We start from the raw sequence: 17,352 nt of genomic DNA on the forward strand, positions 1-17,352 counted from the left end.
AGAAAGGTTTTTTAAAACAATCCTGAAATATTTCCTTCGGCATCTATATCAATGTTTTCAGCAGCCGGTTTTGAAGGTAATCCGGGCATTCTCATGATTGTCCCTGCAATAGGTATTATAAATCCTGCACCTGCTGCAATATCAAACTCCCTGATTTTGATGGTAAAACCTGATGGCCTGTTTATTAATTTGGGATCATCAGAAAGGGAATATTGGGTTTTGGCTATACAAATGGGTAATTTGTCCAAACCGATTTTATTGAACAACTTTATCTGTTGTTTGGCTTTCACCGAATATTCTACCTCTGCTGCCCCATAAATTTTCCTTGAAACGGTTTCTATCTTTTGTTCAATGCTCCAATCAAAGTGATAAAGAGGAGTGAAATTACTCATGCCGGATTCCGCTGCTTCTTTTACTGTTTGGGCCAAATCCAAACATCCATTTCCTCCTTTTTCCCATCCTTCGCTCAAAGCAACTTTCACCCCGATTTTTTCACAGTGTGCCAAAACAGTATTTATTTCATCTTCGGAGTCTGTTGCAAATTTATTTAGGGCAACTACAGGGGTAAGCATAAAATGCTTCATATTTTCAATATGCTTATCCAAATTCGGAAGCCCGCCTTCTACAGCTTCGGGGTTGGGATTTTTGAGTTCCTCGTAAGGGATTCCTGCATGGCTTTTCAAGGCTCTTATCGTACCTACTACAACAGCTACATCAGGTTTGAGATTTCCATATTGACACTTCAGGTCAAGAAATTTTTCTCCGCCCAAATCTGAAGCAAAGCCAGCCTCTGTGACCACAAAATCCGCCAAAGACAAACCCATCTTTGTGGCAATAATTGAGTTCGACCCCTGTGCAATATTGGCAAAAGGACCACCATGGATAATTGCTGGATTTCCTTCAATGGTCTGCACCAGGTTGGGCATGATGGTATGTTTCAATAATGCCGCCATGGCCCCTTGTGCCTTCAAATGATGTGCCCGAACAGGTTCATCCTGATAAGTATATCCAATAATAATGTTCCCCAACTTTTCTTTGAGCTCCATCAGATCGTTGGATAGGCATAAGGCTGCCATTACCTCAGAAGCCGCTGTGATATCAAAACCTGATTCCCTTGGGACCCCCTGAGCTGAACCTCCCAAACCGATGACTATATCCCTTAGTGCACGCTCATTCATATCCATCACCCGTTTCCAGATGATTTTGCGGGGATCAATATTGAGCGTGTTTTTTTGACTGTGAATATGATTATCCAGCAAAGCTGAAAGTAAATTGTGGGCTTTTTCTACTGCCGCGAAATCACCGGTAAAGTGTAAGTTGATGGATTCCATCGGCAATACCTGGGAGTAACCACCACCGGCAGCCCCGCCCTTCATTCCAAATACGGGTCCAAGTGAGGGTTCTCTCAATACAACGGCCGTCTTTATTCCCAGCTTGTTCAGTCCTTCGGATAAGCCAATACTGACGGTTGTTTTACCTTCACCGGATTTTGTGGGAGTGATTGCCGTTACCAGTACCAGTTTTTTGCCTTTCATTTTTTTCTGATCTATCAGTTTGAGAGGTAGTTTGGCCACATATTTTCCATATGGGCGAAGGTCATCAAGGGCAATTCCAAGTTTTGAGGCGATTTCTGAAATGGGTCGCATCTTGGATGCGTGGGCGATTTCTAAGTCGGATTTGATCATCATTGGGTTCTAATTGGTTGAATTTGGGGTTATAGAAAATTTCAAAAATCTACAGCTTTTTATTTTTTTCGGGACAGCTTGGTTAAGTATGGGGGTTTCTTAATTAGGGCTAAAATAGTAATTTTCGGATAAGGAGTTAGGGAATGTGATTTAAAATCCAAGAATAAAAAAAAGCCCCTGAACAATATTGCTCAGGGACCTTTTCAATAATCGAAATCTCATTTTCAAAATCTATTTTTCAATAAAAGTCATGAAGTCATCCAACATGAGATTTTCCAGATTTGCACTCTTGGCATATCTAAGGAGATTTTTTTCATGTTTGGAAATGATAGTAGTGAAACTGTTTTGGGACTCTTTCAGCTTTTCATTTAAGGTGTTTTTGTTTTCTTCTTGAATTACTGATGGTCTGTCAAAGTTGGCGATCACTATACCATATAGCTGAGAAATTTTCTCTCTTAATTCAGGTTCGGCCGTGTCCACATAATTGTCCCCCGTTGTAATGACCAATCTTTCTTTGAGCTTGTTTAGGTCATTGATCAATGCAGTCATTGATTTGTTTGATTTTGGATCTGAGACTTTGATTTTTTCTGCATAATCCAAATAACTGTCCACCTGATATACCAAATAAGCCAGATCCTGGGTCATATCAAACAGTTCATTCGCCATCTTTTGCTGTGCTTTTCTGCTTTCCAAAGCTATTCCAGTCCTATCGTCATAAACGAGTTCTAAGGTGGTTTCAAATTGTTCTTTGCCTTTTTTCATCACTACCTTGTAAGTGCCCGCGGGGACTCTTGGAGCTCCAAATCCTCCAAAAGAGAAGGTTTTTCCTTTAGCAACCTTGGGAGCTTTTCCTGTAAAAGACCATCTGACGATGTTTATGCCTTTTTGTTTACCGGGGTCGAGACTGATGACTTTATTATCGTTTTCATCAAAAATTTCCAGCGTCATGGCTCCGAAAGTATGTCGCTTCTTGAGATAATAAATGATTTTCCCGGATTTGTCAGGATTAGGTCCCACAAAGGTGACAGCCTGACTTGATCCTCCAAAATTACTTTCTTCCACCATCACAATTGGCGGAGATTTGAGAAAATAAACTTCCTCGTTTAGCATTTGGGGTTTGATCTGTCTTAATGGGCTGATATCATCTATAATGATGATACCTCTTCCGTGGGTGGCTAATACCAAGTCGTTGGTTTTTGGATGCATTGCCATGTAGTGCACTGATGCAGCAGGCATGTTGTTGGTGAATTTCGACCAATTTTTTCCGCCATCGATACTTACAAAGAGACCCAATTCAGTTCCTAAGAACAGGAGATTTTCATTTTCCAGATCTTCAAGGATATGTCTTGCAAACCCATGTACATCTTCGCTGATGACAGAAGACCAGGTTTGTCCAAAATCAGTTGTTTTGTAAGCATAGGGCTTAAAATCATTTTGGGTGTGTCCATCAAATACGGCATAAGCAGTCCCTTTACCGAAATTTCCGGGCTGAATATGGTAAGTCCATGTATTTTTTGGTAAATCCGGAATATTGGAAACCACATTATTCCAGGTCTTGCCTCCATCTTGCGTAACCTGCACATTTCCATCATCAGTGCCCACCCAAATGATGTTTTCATCCAAAGGAGATTCGGCAATGGTAAATATTGTGGTATGATTCTCAGCGCCTGAATTATCAGTAGATATGCCCCCTGAGGAAGATTGATTTTGTTTGGCGGGGTCATTTGTTGTCAGATCAGGTGATATTCTTTCCCAATTGTTTCCCATATCATTGGACCGCAACAAAAACTGACTGCCAACATAAATCCGATCCGGATGATGGGGACTGATCTGTATAGGGGTATTCCAGTTGAAACGGTATTTCGGCTCATCTTTGCCCGGAAATGGACGGATGTTTTTGATGAAATTCTTTTCCACATCATAGCGCCAGATATTATCTGCACCTTGCATTTCAGAGTAAACAATTTTCTTGGTGGGATGTCTGTACACCCTGAACCCGTCTCCGGCACCGACTGATGTCCAATCTCCGGGTTCTATGCCTCCGGGACTTGATGATGGGCCAAACCATGAACCATTGTCCTGAAGTCCTCCATAAATCCTGTAAGGCTCATCATTATCCACACTAACGTGGTAAAACTGTGATACCGGTAAACTTTCAACCATTTCCAAGGTGGTCCCCCCATCCCAGGTTCTATATAATCCACCGTCGGTGGCTACATAAAACCTATCAGAATCGTTGATGTCAAACCAAATGTCATGAATATCTGCATGCATGGCGCCAAGGTTTTTGAAAGTTTTCCCTCCATCGCGGCTGATGCTACCTGACAAACCTGCTTTGACCAGTACGTCCGGGTTTTTGGGGTCTACCACTATTCTGGAAAAATAGAATGGCCTGACAGTAAGTTCGAAATCCCCGTTCATAAAAGTCCATGAATTACCGGCATCTTCTGACCGGTAAAGGCCTTTTTTATCTTTGGATTCGATCACACTGTAAAGAATAGAGGGCTCAGAAGGCGCTAATGCAATAGCAATTCTACCCAAATCCCCAGTTGGAAAACCATTATGGATTTTGTCCCAGGTTTTGCCTCCATCTGTTGTTTTGTACAGGGCACTGTTAGGTCCACCCGAACTGAAGGAATATGCTGTTCTCCTTACCTGCCAGAAAGCAGCATATAAAGTATTTGGGTCTTTTGGATCCATAAACAAATCAGAACAACCGGTATCCTTCATTCCTGCAAGGACATTGGTCCAGGTCTGCCCGCCATCAGTGGTTTTGTAAACACCGCGTTCCTCACTATCGCCCCATAAAGCCCCTAATACACCCACATATACCTCATCCGAGTTTTTAGGATTGATGGCAATACCACTGATTCTATCCGAGTTTTCTAATCCGATTTTGTTCCAGGTGGTTCCTCCGTCGACGGTCTTATAAAGACCATCACCAAAGGAAACACTGTTTCTTACCCATGTTTCCCCTGTACCAACCCATACCACATTGTCAGGATTATTGGGGTCAACTTCGATTATACCGATAGACTGATTGTAATCATCGAAAATGGACTTGAAGGTGGTACCACCATTGGTTGATTTCCAGACACCACCACCCGCTGTTCCTGCATAGATTATTTTGCCATTGGTGGGGTGTCCTGCAATGTCGCTGATACGTCCGCTCATTACGGCAGGACCTATTTGCCTAGCTGATAAAGATCCGAATAGTTCATTTCCCTTTAATGTGACATTTTCCTGTGCGTAAATACTGTTTGTCAATAGGAAAAGGCATACCACCAAGAAATTGAAATAGAATTTCTTTAACATGATTAATTGATTCAGAAAGTTATTGGATTAGTCCTTGTACACAAAAGCAGCAGGATCCAGTGTTGGATTCAATTCAACCTTTGTAATGCTTATCGCTTGACCTTGAGGGGCGCCTTTTGCTTTTTCTGTAATGGCAAAAGGGAAATATAACCCTTCGACTTCCTGATAATCACTCATTAAAGTCTGACTGGTCATTCCTTTGGCAGGACCGACTTTCATTTCTTTTTCTACCATAATGGGAACGAAGTTTTCTGAGTCAAAGAAGTAAAAGGAAATATTCTCCACTTCTTCACCATCAACCAATAATGGTTTTTTGGTCAATTTGACTTTGTAACATTCGGTTCCCTCTACGGTTTCCTTGCCAAGCAATTCAGCTTTATAGCCTTTGCTTTTTAAATCCAAAAATGGATCAGGGAAATCACCCATCTCACGCTTCATATTTTCGGTGGTTTCACCGTCACTTTTTTCAGGTTTCATAGTCATGAAATTAACCCCCCAAGCCTCAGTTCCATCAAACGCCTGCTGAACGATTTCTTGGCCTTGAAGCTGGAATTTCATATACATTTTTCCTTCCTTGGTTTGGACAATCTCTATAGGAATATCCATTCCCTGAGCACTTACCTTACCTTCCATTTTGACGGAAGATAATTTTGCCCACTCATCTGCTCCACCTGTGTTTTCCAGATACTGATCAATAATTTCTTCAACAGTTTGGCCATAAGAAATGATAGAAAAGCATAATAATGCAAGAATAAGTATTGACTTTTTCATGTAGTTGTGATTTTTTTAGGAATATAAGTAAGTTTTTTTTCTCAAAAATAAAGGTATAAAAATTTATAATCCAAGTATTTTATTTTATTTGATCTACAGATTTTACTGATGAATGATGATTTTCATTGATTTCCGTTGATGATTTTTTACAAGCTTGGAAATTGGGAGGAAATATCGACAAAAATGTAAAATGAAATTGGGAAAAAAAGTTATTTTTTTTAAAAAAGTTGCAACCATGCCGGATAACTCCTGGAGTTTTGAAAGGACAATAAAAAAAAAGGCTGTCTTTTTTTTGAAACAAAAAACAGCATTGAGTCAATTAAGCTGCTCCCCATGTTTTGAAAAGTGCCACCAAAAGCCTCAAATCCAAAACTAGTCCATTTCTCATCAGAGCCTTCAGCCCAAACTTGTGTAAGTTCTACTTGACATCCTTTTTCAGGCCAAGCATCAGGTGTCACTTTCCTGATGCCGTTCTCCGAATGGGATAGTTTTAGGAGATACCGTATTTTGTTGATCTTGAGCCATTCACCGGAAAGTTTCAGGTCTTTTTCCAATAAACTCATGTTGCTTTCAGAGGGTTGAAGAGACCATTTTGACCAATAGTCTATTATTCCGGAGAGGTGTTCGTTTTGATAATGTACCCTTTCGCCTACCTGTGCTTTGACTTCCAGTTTTCCCTGTCTTTGTTTTACACCCACGGTGTTACATTGAGGAATGACCAAATATTCATCTGTCCTCAAATCTTCTCTTTTTATATGGTTGATATCCAATGTTTTTTCAGCTGGAAGATCTAGGGTTTGATCAGCTTTTTTTGATTCGTTTCCAATAAACCAATCCAATGCAGTTTCCCAGTCTGTTGCCGGAGGAAGAAACCACCTGATTTCGGCACTGTGATAAAGATAAGGTTTGATATCTGTTTGTTCGATCATGATTTGACCATTTTCTCAATAAGCAAAAGTGGTCAAATGAGCTGCTGTAAATGCACTGTAAAAATCCTGGAATCTTTTGCAGTCCACACCTTGACTATTAGAACCCATGCAATTAATTCCAAATTGGGCTGCATTCATTAAAACATCATAGGGTATGGCTGTGACAGCAGAAGTCAATATTATTTTATTTTGATTGATCAATAGGGTGATATAGGTTGATATACCATACTGTCTTCCATCCATAGGACTGTATACAAGCTCTGCACCAGTGGCACTGATGTGAATGGTTTTTCTGTCTGAGTTATAATCTTCTTCAACATAAGTATAATCATCAGCGACGTAAAATCCTGAAATTCCAAAAGTTCTAGCAAGTACAGTGAAATATTCTTCATCCAAAAACTCGACTATTTCGTCCATGTGGAGATCATTCAGCTCGTAAGAGTCATCCTTGAGGACACCATATGCCAAATAGGTAAAATCATTGTCATTAAATTTGACTGTAAGTGCTTCTTCTTCTGTTGCCTTGTTGATAACATCAAGCTGAAGGCCCTCGGGAACCACTACCACAACACCATTTTGAATATCTTCATAAATATCAAACCTGATTCTATTGAGGTCAAGGCTGATATTAAACTGTTTGGTGATTTCATTATTTAATTTGAGAACATTTGATGGGTTACTGGAGCTTTCAGTCAATTCAACAATACTCCTGTTTTTGGTTTTGTAAAATTCAAATTCCCTGGATTTTACAGGCTTGTACAGGTTTCCCTGTTGTTCAATTGCCCTTTCCATTAATTCAATATCACCACCATCTAAATCGATAGATGAGGTAGCGGAATATAATTGGTTCAGTCTGTCCAGATTTTGGGGAAGGTTGGTCGAGGTAGATGACTCAAGCTCCTGCAGGTATCTGCAAGGAATAATCCAACTTACATTACTTGCCCCGTTTTCCAGTCCGCCGTTACCGATTCCCACTAATTTGCCCTGAACGTCAAATACTGGTGCACCAGAATATCCCGGCAGTAAACTTCCTTCAACATAGAGGATATTCATATTGAGGTCAGGATATCCAAGGCTTTGGATCTGTCGCCTATCTTTGTCAGGAATAAGATTGCTGAGCAACTCAGGATCTACGTATCCTTTCTTTAAGATCCTCGTGGAACTGCCCTGCGCACCGCTATTGTAGCCTAGAGCAAAAACCTCCGATCCAAAACTGATGTTTGCAACATTCACTTGGCTAATAGATGTCAGATTTGTTGGTGGCGCAGGTTGGCCTGCGGATACTTCCAACAACACAAGGTCTGCTTTCTCCAATACCTGTTTGATCCGCATTTTCCTGACAGCATTACCAGGATATACTACCTTAATATCGCCTGTTCTGCTCATTCCATGGAGCGAGGTGACTACTTGGTTGGGAGATTTCCAGATGAATCCCGTGAGGACTTTTGATTCTTTTTGATTGACAGTCACAACTACCCTGACCAATGATTTGGAAGCTTGGGCCGGGTCAAACTTTTGTGCAAAACAAAAGAAAAATGGATATAGGAATATGGAAACCAATAGTGCCCTTTTCATGAGGATATGGATTTAGAAATGCTTTGATAGACAATGAATCTTTGATCTGAAGGAATGGTTTGGGTTATTTTTTTGATAAATAAATTCCAATTGCTTCCACCTTCAGCCAAAATTGCTTCCACCTCTTTTAGAGATTCTGAATCTTTGAAATCACTTATTTTTTTCAGGACATCAGTTTCCATACTGCTATTCTTTCCATCCTGACAAAAGCTGTCCATTAATGCGAGCAATACAGTTGCTTGGGATTTTTCAGGAAGCTCTTTAGAGAGGTTTTCAGAAAATTTTTGCCAAATGCCACCCGCTACTTGAAAGGTATTGATTACTTCTGAGGGTGCTGTTTGATCATTGGCATAAACCAGTAAATCACAATCTCCCACTTCTATAGTACCTGAATAAAGCACACTTGCCTGCCGGATGACTTTTCCGCTATCAGCCCTGATGAATCCTGTAATCATTTCTCTTGCCTCTTCGTCCGAATAACCTATTGCTTGATACTCTTTCATTTTATCCAAAAGGCTTGGAGCGAATGGGTCATTGGCTCTTAAATATAGGCCCAATAGGATTCCAACTACAGAAAATAGTCCAAATGATCCGATCCTGAGACTTTTGAGTGGATCCAGGAATTTCTCATTGAGCCCGACCAAAACTGCCAATAAGGATGAAATAGTGGCGATTACTCCACTGACAACAGGGGAAACCGAAAGTCCCAATAAAATCCCCAACAATAAGCCAATACCTAATCCGTTAAAAACGGCCGAAAAAGCATTCATAGAGGTGGTTTTTGGTGATTTCTCCAAAGGATCACCTAGTACAAGTTCCTTTAATGACTTATTCGATCCTGAACGGTTTTCTTTGTCGATTTGATCTTCATCATCTTGGTTTTTCATAGATGGTTGGTTTTATGGAAAAAAATGAATCAAAGAAGAAAGATTGAACACAAGGATTTTTACATTCTCCCATGCTTCAATTTTATATAATTATCCATATTTTATTCAATTATTCCAAGAACATAAAGAATAATTTATTGAGTAATGAAAAGATATTCAGGCTTTTCCAATTAATCCTGCTGTCCTCTTGTCTGAATTTTGTTTACAGTATTAAAAATTAATATATCAGTTTTGAAAATTAAAATTAATTTCTATGTTTGTAGAATATAATCTAACTACATAGAACATGAACCTTTCAAATGGAGAAGAGCAATTGATGAATTTTTTATGGGAAAAAGGATCGGCATTTATGAAAGACTTGCTTGAAGCTTATCCTGAACCTAAACCTGCCCCGACTACAGTGGCCACCCTGTTAAAAAGGCTGACGGATAAAGGTGCTGTCAGCTATAAGGTGTTTGGAAATTCCCGGGAGTATTATCCAGAATTTCAGAAAAGTCAATATTTCTCCAACAAAGTGAATGGACTGATCAAGAATTTTTTCAATGATTCACCTGCTCAATTTGCTTCCTTCTTTACACAAGAGACAGATCTCACGCAAAAGGAATTGGAATCTCTCAAGTCAATCATTGAAAACCAGATTAAATCCAAAAAGCCATGATCTTGTTTCTCCTCAAATCCACGCTTTCCTTGGCCATATTATTGGCCCTTTACCACTTTGTGTTATCCAAAGAAAGCACGTTTAGGTTCAATAGGTTTTACCTGTTGTTCGCTTTAATAAGTACGCTAATCAGGCCAACCCAGATATTGAGCCCTATATACCTGAAAACTATGAATCTTCGGTACTAGATGCTTTTTTAAATTTTTCTCCGGATTCCTATCGAAAATCGGACCTCATTCTGAAAATTGACCTTGAAAAAGAGATTCCACTTTCTATAGTGGCCAATGGGGAAAGGAAGAGTGTATTTGTACCCATCGTAGGTGAAGTTAGTAAGAAAAGCGACAACAGAAGTTAGTGATTGGATTGTCTAATTGATTCCCCGAACCAAATTTAAATGAACCACAAAAGAGACAAAAGAACACAAAAGAAAACTGCTGTTTCATTTGAAGTCTTTTTCCCAAACCTTTTGTTCCCTTTTGTTCCTTTTGTGGTTCAAATAAAATAGTCAAAGAAGTCGGACTTAAATTAAAGGCTAATTACTTTTTCTTGCATCAATGATTGCCTGAATAACATCCTCTTTTTCTTCATAACCCCTATTAAATGGGAAAGGATATGCGGTTCTACCACGCATGGGCCAATTGTTCAGCCAACTGCCCCCGTCATGAATACCCCAGAAAGTGACTCGCGTAATGTGATCCTTGTGTTTGTAAAACAAGCCGAAAAGTTCACCATATCGCTTTGCTAATTTGTCTTGGACATCTTCGGGAAGTCCATCTTTGTATGGATTGTATTTTTCTTCAAAAACAAAAGTAGAATCAATATCGGCACCAAACCTGTTGACCGGGTTGGGTAAGACGTCAATGTCCAATTCTGTAAACATCACTTTAAAGCCTGCATCAGCTATCGCCACAATAGAAGCTTCAATCTGATCCAAAGTCGGCGACTCAAGGCCATAATGCCCTTGCATGCCTATACCGTCGATTCTGATACCTTCTGCTTTAAGTTCCTTTGCTAATTCTATGGCTCTATTCCTTTTGGCAGGCTTCCACATGTTGTAGTCATTGTAGTACAACTCTGTATTGGGGTCAATTTCGTTGGCTTTGACAAATGCCCTTTTGATAAAATCCAAGCCTGTAGCATTGTACCATTTGGACTTTCTATATTCTCCATTATCCATAATGGCTTCATTGACGACATCCCAACCATGTACCCTTCCTTTATACCTACCCACTACAGTTTCGATATGTTTTTCCATTCTATTGATCAATTCATATTTTTCTAAAAGATTACCTAAGGAATCCTCAAACACCCAATTTGGGGTTTGGTTGTGCCAAACCAATGTATGGCCGATCACAAATGCATCCAGCTTTTCACCAAGGTCCATCAAAAGGTCTGTAGGTTCAAAATTGTATCTTTCAGGTTCGGGATGGATGGGGCCCCATTTCATCATGTTTTCAGCAGTGATACTGTTGAAGTGTTTTTCCAAAACAGGCAATGCCAATGTATCCCGTCCATCGACCTGTCTATTATTCAATGCAGCGCCGATATGGAAAGCGTCTTTATAGGCTTCTTTTAGTGTTTTGGGTGCTTCCGGATCCTGACTGCAATTGACGAAACATAGTGTTGCAAAGGCTGCCGCTACAAATGTTAATAGGTTATTTTTCATGGTTGAGTTTTTAGGTTTGTTTTCAATTTCTGATTTTTTTAAAGCTCGTTATTAATGACAGATTTGGGAATTGAGAGTTTAGTACTACAAATAGCATTTAAATCAATAAAAAACTTTGCTTTGTCACCTCGACGTCAGGAGAGGTCTGCAGCTTCTTTATGTCATTGCCAATTTCTCCACTCAGAATGACATCTCATGATCATATCCATCTCTTCCATAGATACTAACATCCGTAATCGGTCATCTGACAATTGCTCCAACTTCCCTGCCTTCCCGCAATTAGTCCATCTTCCGTCTTCCGTCTCCTGTCTTCCATCATATCCCCGGAACAAACTTCGGATTCAGCTTCAAATAATAATCCAGGTCATGTGCAGGTTTTTCCACTCCATCAGGTAAAGGCATTCCTGAAAACTGCCCAAAATACAATAAGCAGGCATCACGCCACCAAACCGCCTCTTCAGATTGTATTTTTAAGAATGAGAGGACATGCTTATACCTTTCCTCATCGACATGGTCAACCTGTTCTTTCCAGGTATCGAGGTTTTGTCTGGTTTCTTCCACCCCTTTTTGATAATGAAGCGCTATCCCATCCCACAGAGTATTTCCAGAGGACAGCTTATGGTTCCAAGGAAGGTGGTGAAACCAAAGCAGGTATTTTTCAGGGACAGAATTCAGATTACCCCATTGTTTTTGTATTTCAGGTGCATATTGTCCCAATGCATTACTGCCTGTAGCGGTCCTGTCAAACCCAACCCCTTTCTCCGTGGCTTTATGATAGTAAGTTGCGGTCCAATCATCCCTGCTACCACCTGTAACCCATGGCCCGGGACCATAATGATGGCTCCTTGCCATGATATGGTGAAGATCTAGAGGAGTCATGTAATTGACCACCATCTCATGGGATGATAGCATCATTGCCTTGACTGGTTCTGTAAAGGTTTTGTCTGAGGTAAATGTCAGTTTCAGCCATTCTTCTGCAATTTCTTCTGATTTGGCATTTGGATTCCAGGCAAATTTTCCAAAAGCGAACCAATTGGCCTGATGAAAATGATGCCCTGTCCAATTTCTGTCTGTACCAATATTGGCAACTCCGGCCATGGCAGTCAGTGAATAATTATGCAAGGTGCCATCTACTACTTTACTTACTGTAGAACCTGTTCCATTAACATAGGTGTCCGTTTGAAGAACCTCTTCATACATTGGGGCCAAAAATGCCAAATGGGTATCATGCCCAAGGTATTCCTGTGTAATCTGGAATTCCATCATCAACGGGGTCTCGGGCATGGCACCAAACATGGGATGAAAAGGCTCTCTTGGCTGAAAATCAATGGCTCCGTTTTTGACCTGAACAATGACATTGTCTCTGAATTTACCATCAATGGGTTTGAATTCGTTGTATGCTTGTTTGTGTCTGTCATCAGGTGTTTTTTCGCTGTATACAAAAGCTCTCCACATCACAATACCTCCGAAAGGAGCGACTGCATCGGCAAGAAGATTAGCTCCTTCTGCTTGGGTTCTGCCATAATTATGCGGTCCAGGCTGTCCCTCTGAATCTGCTTTGACCAAATACCCTCCAAAATCAGGGATGTAATCGTAGACTTCCTTGGTTTTTTCTTTCCACCATTGCTGTACATCAGGATTTAAAGGGTCAGCTGTAGCTAATCCGCCGATTTCCATGGGAGATGAAAATCTGGCTGTCAGGTACACTTTGATTCCGTATGGTCTGAAAACATCAGCTAGCGCTTTAACTTTAGAGAGGTAATCGGGTGTCAGAATCAAGGCATTGGCATTTACATTAGTAACGGACGTACCATTGATTCCAATAGATGCATTGGCGCGAGCGTAATCATGATATTGCTGGTCAATATGACGTGGAAGCCTATGCCAGTTCCAGATGCTGAAACCAGCATATCCTCTTTCAACCGTTCTGTTGAGGTTGTCCCAATGGTTTAAAATTCTTCTTTCTATTTTTGGATTATCCAACTCATCCAGACTTTCCAATTGTCCCCTTGACTGAATGGATCTCAAAAAAGCAAAGGTCCCATATAACAGGCCTATATCGGAATTAGCAGTAATTATTACCCTTCCCAAATGATATTTCAACCAGTACCCTTCCTTTTCTATTTCATTGACTTTTTGTCCAAAGGCACTCTTTAGGTCTTTAGGCAAGTCATCCGTCTTACCAATCCAACAAATGTTGGAATCCCCAGTATGTTTGAAGGTAGGTTTGACTTTGCTGTTCAAAAATCCGGATGCGGCCATTTCCAATTCTCTTTGAATGATATCAATGGTGGGGGATGCCCCTACAATATTGATGTTTTCCAAATAGTCTCTATAATAATCTGATACAGCTTGATTTTCAAATGGAAAATATTGGAGCCAAAGTTTATAGCCATCATTGGCACTAGCAGTACATGTGATAAAAAGAAATATTAGGCTGATTGATAATGTTTTCATTTTTTTGGATTTAAAGGCTTATTTCCTTTTTTGAAGATTTCCTAATGATAAGGTCGGACCTTAAGGTAATTTTATTGGTGTTTTCCAACATTCCCTCATTAGGCTTATCTAAATGTTTGATTAGATTTTTCATGGCAAGTTCTCCCATTTCATACCCCGGATAATTGACCGTGGTGATGTTAGGTTCAACCAAACGGGAGATCACATCATTGTTAAATCCAACCACAGCGATGTCTTCAGGAATTCTGATTCCTTCTAATTTTAAATGCCTGATACAGCTAGCGGCACAGGCATCATTAGAAACAAAAAGCCCATCAGGCAAAGGATTTAATTTCATTATTTTACTGATAATTTCTTCGCCGGCCTCCTCATTTAGATCGGAAAGGATAATTAGTGAGGGGTCAAAAAGCATTTCATTTTCCAAAAGAGCGTATTTATATCCTTTTAGTCTGTCCGCATAAACATTGATTTTGATGTTGCCCAAAACGTGCACTATCCTTTTGCAACCTTGTTCTATCAAATGATTGGTAGCGTTAAGCGCTGCCTGAATATTGTCAATCACTATCCCGGTACAACCGGATTGTTCAGCGATTCTATCGAAAAACAACAAGGGAATGCCCTTTCTTAGAAAAGGTTTGTAATGATCAATATTTTCCGTATCGCTCGCCAAAGAAACCAAAAGCCCGTCAACCCGGCTGTTGAACATGGTGTTGGCATTGGCTTTCTCTTTTTCGAATGATTCCAGTGATTGGCTGATGATGAGGTTGAGTCCAGCTTCATTTGCAGCTTTTTCCATTCCTGCCAGGACCGAAGACTGAAAGTTGGAATTCAGTCGGGGTACTATCACTCCGATATTATTTGTTCTTTTGGTTCTCAGGTTGGCAGCGAAAATATTGGACTGATAACCCATTTTAAGCACTGCATCAAAGATTTTTTTTTTGGTTTTTTCATGGACTGCAGGGTGGTGATTGAGAGCCCTGCTGACTGTAGTGGGTGAAACTCCAACATCCTTGGCAATGTCATAAATCGTGATTTCTTTCTCCATATTGATAATGCAAGCTTGGATTTGATTTTTTTCTGAAATACTTCAGCATAGAAATAGGTGATGTGGTATTTTGGGAGAATTTATACCCTTGTCTAGATATTGGTTAAACTTGGAGTAATCAAAACTATGTTTTTTTTCAAGTGTTTCAAAATTATTTTTATGAAATCGGTTGCTTAATGTTTTTAATTTTGATTTTTTGATAATTACCTAATTTTAATTTTAAAATACTATTTTTTTCTCAGCACTATAATATCACTGGACAAGGAACTGTTACAATTTTATGATAAAGAATTGAGGATAGATTCATTTTTTCACATCAATTTTTCTTTTCTATCATTGTTTTATTGGAGTTTATTTCAAAATCTAAAGTTTATTTCATTTTTTTATCAAAAATAATTTATGAAATCGGTTGTATTCACAATTATATTTTTTGAGGTTTGGGGCGTTGAAAATTGCAATCAAAGATAATTTTCAGAAAGCAGTAGGAATCGTAAGAAGTGTGAGAGAGAAAATGAATCTGTATGCGGGGGGAATGAATACTAAGTACGATTAAGGCCTATATGTACATTGGATTAAATGAATAGCGTATTTTTCGAAAAGAAGCTGTCATTGAAAGCCATAATTGTAAAAAACATAAAAAACATTTGCCGAAAAGTTTATCTTTGAAACTTGTCAAATTAAATAAACCCCAATCTAATTAAACCTATCCTATGTTATTAGAACCTTTAGACCTTGTAGTATTTATTGGGTATTGTTTGCTCATTATTGGCATGGGGCTTTTTGTTTCAAGAGAGAAAAAAGGCCACATCAAAAATTCCCAGGATTATTTCCTTGCTTCCAAAGCCCTTCCTTGGTGGGCGGTAGGTGCCTCCCTTATAGCTTCAAATATCTCTGCAGAGCAGTTTATCGGAATGTCAGGTTCAGGTTTTGCCCTTGGTTTGGCAATATCAACCTATGAATGGATGGCGGCCATCACTTTATTGGTGGTAGCGATATTCTTTCTGCCGGTTTATATCAAAAAGGGAATTTACACGATGCCAGGCTTCTTATTGGATAGGTATGATACTCGGGTAAGGACAACAATGGCTATTTTTTGGTTATTATTATATGTTTTTGTTAACCTGACATCTGTCTTGTATCTAGGTGCTTTGAGCCTCAATACAATCCTGAATGTTCCCATGGTATATGGAATCATAGGGCTTGCATTGTTTGCCATGATTTATTCAATATACGGAGGTTTAAAAGCTGTGGCATGGACTGACGTCGTGCAGGTCTTCTTTTTGATTGCCGGTGGTTTGGCCACAACTTATATAGCACTGACCATGGTCGGTGAAGGTTCTGCTTGGGACGGCTTGGGATTGTTAAGGCAAGAAGTTCCGGGACATTTCTCCATGATACTATCCAGAGGAGAAATGATGATTCCTGATGGACAGGGGGGGACTTATGATGCATATCAAGACCTTCCTGGGATTTCAGTTCTTGTAGGGGGTATGTGGATTACTAACCTGAGCTATTGGGGATTCAACCAATATATTACACAAAGGGCCTTGGCCGCTAAAAGTTTAGATGAAGCTCAAAAGGGGATGATTTTTGCAGGTTTCCTGAAATTGTTGATGCCATTGATAGTTGTAATTCCTGGAATAGCAGCATGGGTGATTGTCAAAAACGGGATTGATGTAGGTTTTGTCGAGTCTATGAAGGACCCCATCACTGGGATAGTCAAATCTGATAGAGCTTATCCAACATTATTACAATTGCTTCCTGTTGGTCTGAAAGGATTGGCTTTTGCAGCATTGACCGCAGCAATTGTTTCTTCTTTGGCCTCTATGGCCAACAGTACTTCGACCATCTTTACGATGGATATCTATAAGAAATATTTTGGTAAAAATGCTTCTGAAACCAAACAGGTAACGGTTGGAAGGATTACAGCAGCGATAGCATTTATAGTAGCCGCAATTGTAGCCCCGGCCCTTGGACAGTTGGATCAGGCTTTTCAGTTTATACAAGAATACACAGGCTTCATTAGTCCGGGTGTCTTTGCAATATTCTTCTTCGGAGTTTTCTGGAAAAAGACAACATCCAATGCAGCTCTTGTCGGTGCTGGAATTAGTATTCCGCTTTCTGTAGTTTTGAAGTGGGTGTTCCCCGCACTGCCATTCTTAGATAGAATGGGTATTGTGTTCTTGGCCATAGCAGTATTGATGATCCTTATAAGCCTTGTAGAAGGTAAAGGCAAGGATCATCCAAACAGCATTGAAGTTAGTGCTGACCTGTTTAAAACAAGTACTGCTTTTAAGATCGGTGCATTGATCATTACAGGAATTACAGCCGCGTTGTATATTGTATTTTGGTAAACCCTTTATA

Annotated in this window: 11 protein-coding genes; 2 read left to right on the top strand and 9 right to left on the bottom strand. The window is 39.8% G+C overall.

Features of this window, described 5'->3' with window-relative positions; all coding sequences use genetic code 11:
- Nucleotides 1-11 precede the first annotated feature (11 nt).
- The 6 genes from HMJ38_RS10010 to HMJ38_RS10035 all read right to left on the bottom strand — a co-directional run bounded on the left by HMJ38_RS10010 (nt 12) and on the right by HMJ38_RS10035 (nt 9,162).
- Entirely contained in the window at nt 12-1,688 is a 1,677-nt protein-coding gene (locus HMJ38_RS10010) for a formate--tetrahydrofolate ligase (RefSeq protein WP_317174515.1), read from the bottom strand.
- Nucleotides 1,689-1,916: 228 nt separating this feature from the next.
- The gene (locus HMJ38_RS10015; protein WP_194974256.1) at nt 1,917-5,000 is read right to left on the bottom strand and encodes a WD40/YVTN/BNR-like repeat-containing protein; all 3,084 of its coding nucleotides are present in this window, start codon (nt 4,998-5,000) and stop codon (nt 1,917-1,919) included.
- A gap of 27 nt (nt 5,001-5,027) precedes the next feature.
- Nucleotides 5,028-5,771, bottom strand: coding sequence for an outer membrane lipoprotein-sorting protein (locus HMJ38_RS10020; protein ID WP_194974257.1), 744 nt, complete (start codon nt 5,769-5,771; stop codon nt 5,028-5,030).
- A 218-nt stretch (nt 5,772-5,989) separates the two neighbouring features.
- Nucleotides 5,990-6,700, bottom strand: coding sequence for a hypothetical protein (locus HMJ38_RS10025; protein WP_194974258.1), 711 nt, complete (start codon nt 6,698-6,700; stop codon nt 5,990-5,992).
- 15 nt (nt 6,701-6,715) lie between these two features.
- Nucleotides 6,716-8,275 (bottom strand): S1 family peptidase, encoded by a 1,560-nt coding sequence (locus tag HMJ38_RS10030; protein ID WP_194974259.1) that lies wholly within the window; start codon nt 8,273-8,275, stop codon nt 6,716-6,718.
- On the bottom strand, nt 8,272-9,162 hold the full coding sequence (locus HMJ38_RS10035; RefSeq protein ID WP_194974260.1) for a hypothetical protein: 891 nt from the start codon (nt 9,160-9,162) through the stop codon (nt 8,272-8,274). The genes HMJ38_RS10030 and HMJ38_RS10035 overlap by 4 nt, the downstream gene beginning before the upstream one ends.
- Nucleotides 9,163-9,448: 286 nt before the next feature.
- On the opposite strand from HMJ38_RS10035, the gene HMJ38_RS10040 reads away from it, so the two are divergent.
- Entirely contained in the window at nt 9,449-9,820 is a 372-nt protein-coding gene (locus HMJ38_RS10040) for a BlaI/MecI/CopY family transcriptional regulator (protein ID WP_194974261.1), read from the top strand.
- Nucleotides 9,821-10,352: 532 nt separating this feature from the next.
- Here the strand turns inward: HMJ38_RS10040 and HMJ38_RS10045 are convergent.
- The 3 genes from HMJ38_RS10045 to HMJ38_RS10055 all read right to left on the bottom strand — a co-directional run bounded on the left by HMJ38_RS10045 (nt 10,353) and on the right by HMJ38_RS10055 (nt 14,988).
- Nucleotides 10,353-11,486 carry an endo-1,4-beta-xylanase gene (locus tag HMJ38_RS10045; protein ID WP_194974262.1) on the bottom strand — a complete coding sequence of 378 codons (1,134 nt, stop codon included), beginning with the start codon at nt 11,484-11,486 and terminating at the stop codon, nt 10,353-10,355.
- Nucleotides 11,487-11,801: 315 nt separating this feature from the next.
- Entirely contained in the window at nt 11,802-13,943 is a 2,142-nt protein-coding gene (locus HMJ38_RS10050; protein WP_194974263.1) for an alpha-glucuronidase family glycosyl hydrolase, read from the bottom strand.
- 10 nt (nt 13,944-13,953) lie between these two features.
- Complete coding sequence (locus HMJ38_RS10055; RefSeq protein WP_194974264.1) at nt 13,954-14,988, bottom strand: LacI family DNA-binding transcriptional regulator; 1,035 nt, start codon at nt 14,986-14,988, stop codon at nt 13,954-13,956.
- A gap of 710 nt (nt 14,989-15,698) precedes the next feature.
- Between HMJ38_RS10055 and HMJ38_RS10060 the strand changes: the two genes are divergently transcribed.
- Entirely contained in the window at nt 15,699-17,342 is a 1,644-nt protein-coding gene (locus HMJ38_RS10060; protein WP_194974265.1) for a sodium/sugar symporter, read from the top strand.
- Nucleotides 17,343-17,352 lie beyond the last annotated feature (10 nt).

Origin of the sequence: Aquiflexum lacus, assembly GCF_015476655.1 — a bacterium.
Lineage (GTDB): Bacteria > Bacteroidota > Bacteroidia > Cytophagales > Cyclobacteriaceae > Aquiflexum > Aquiflexum lacus.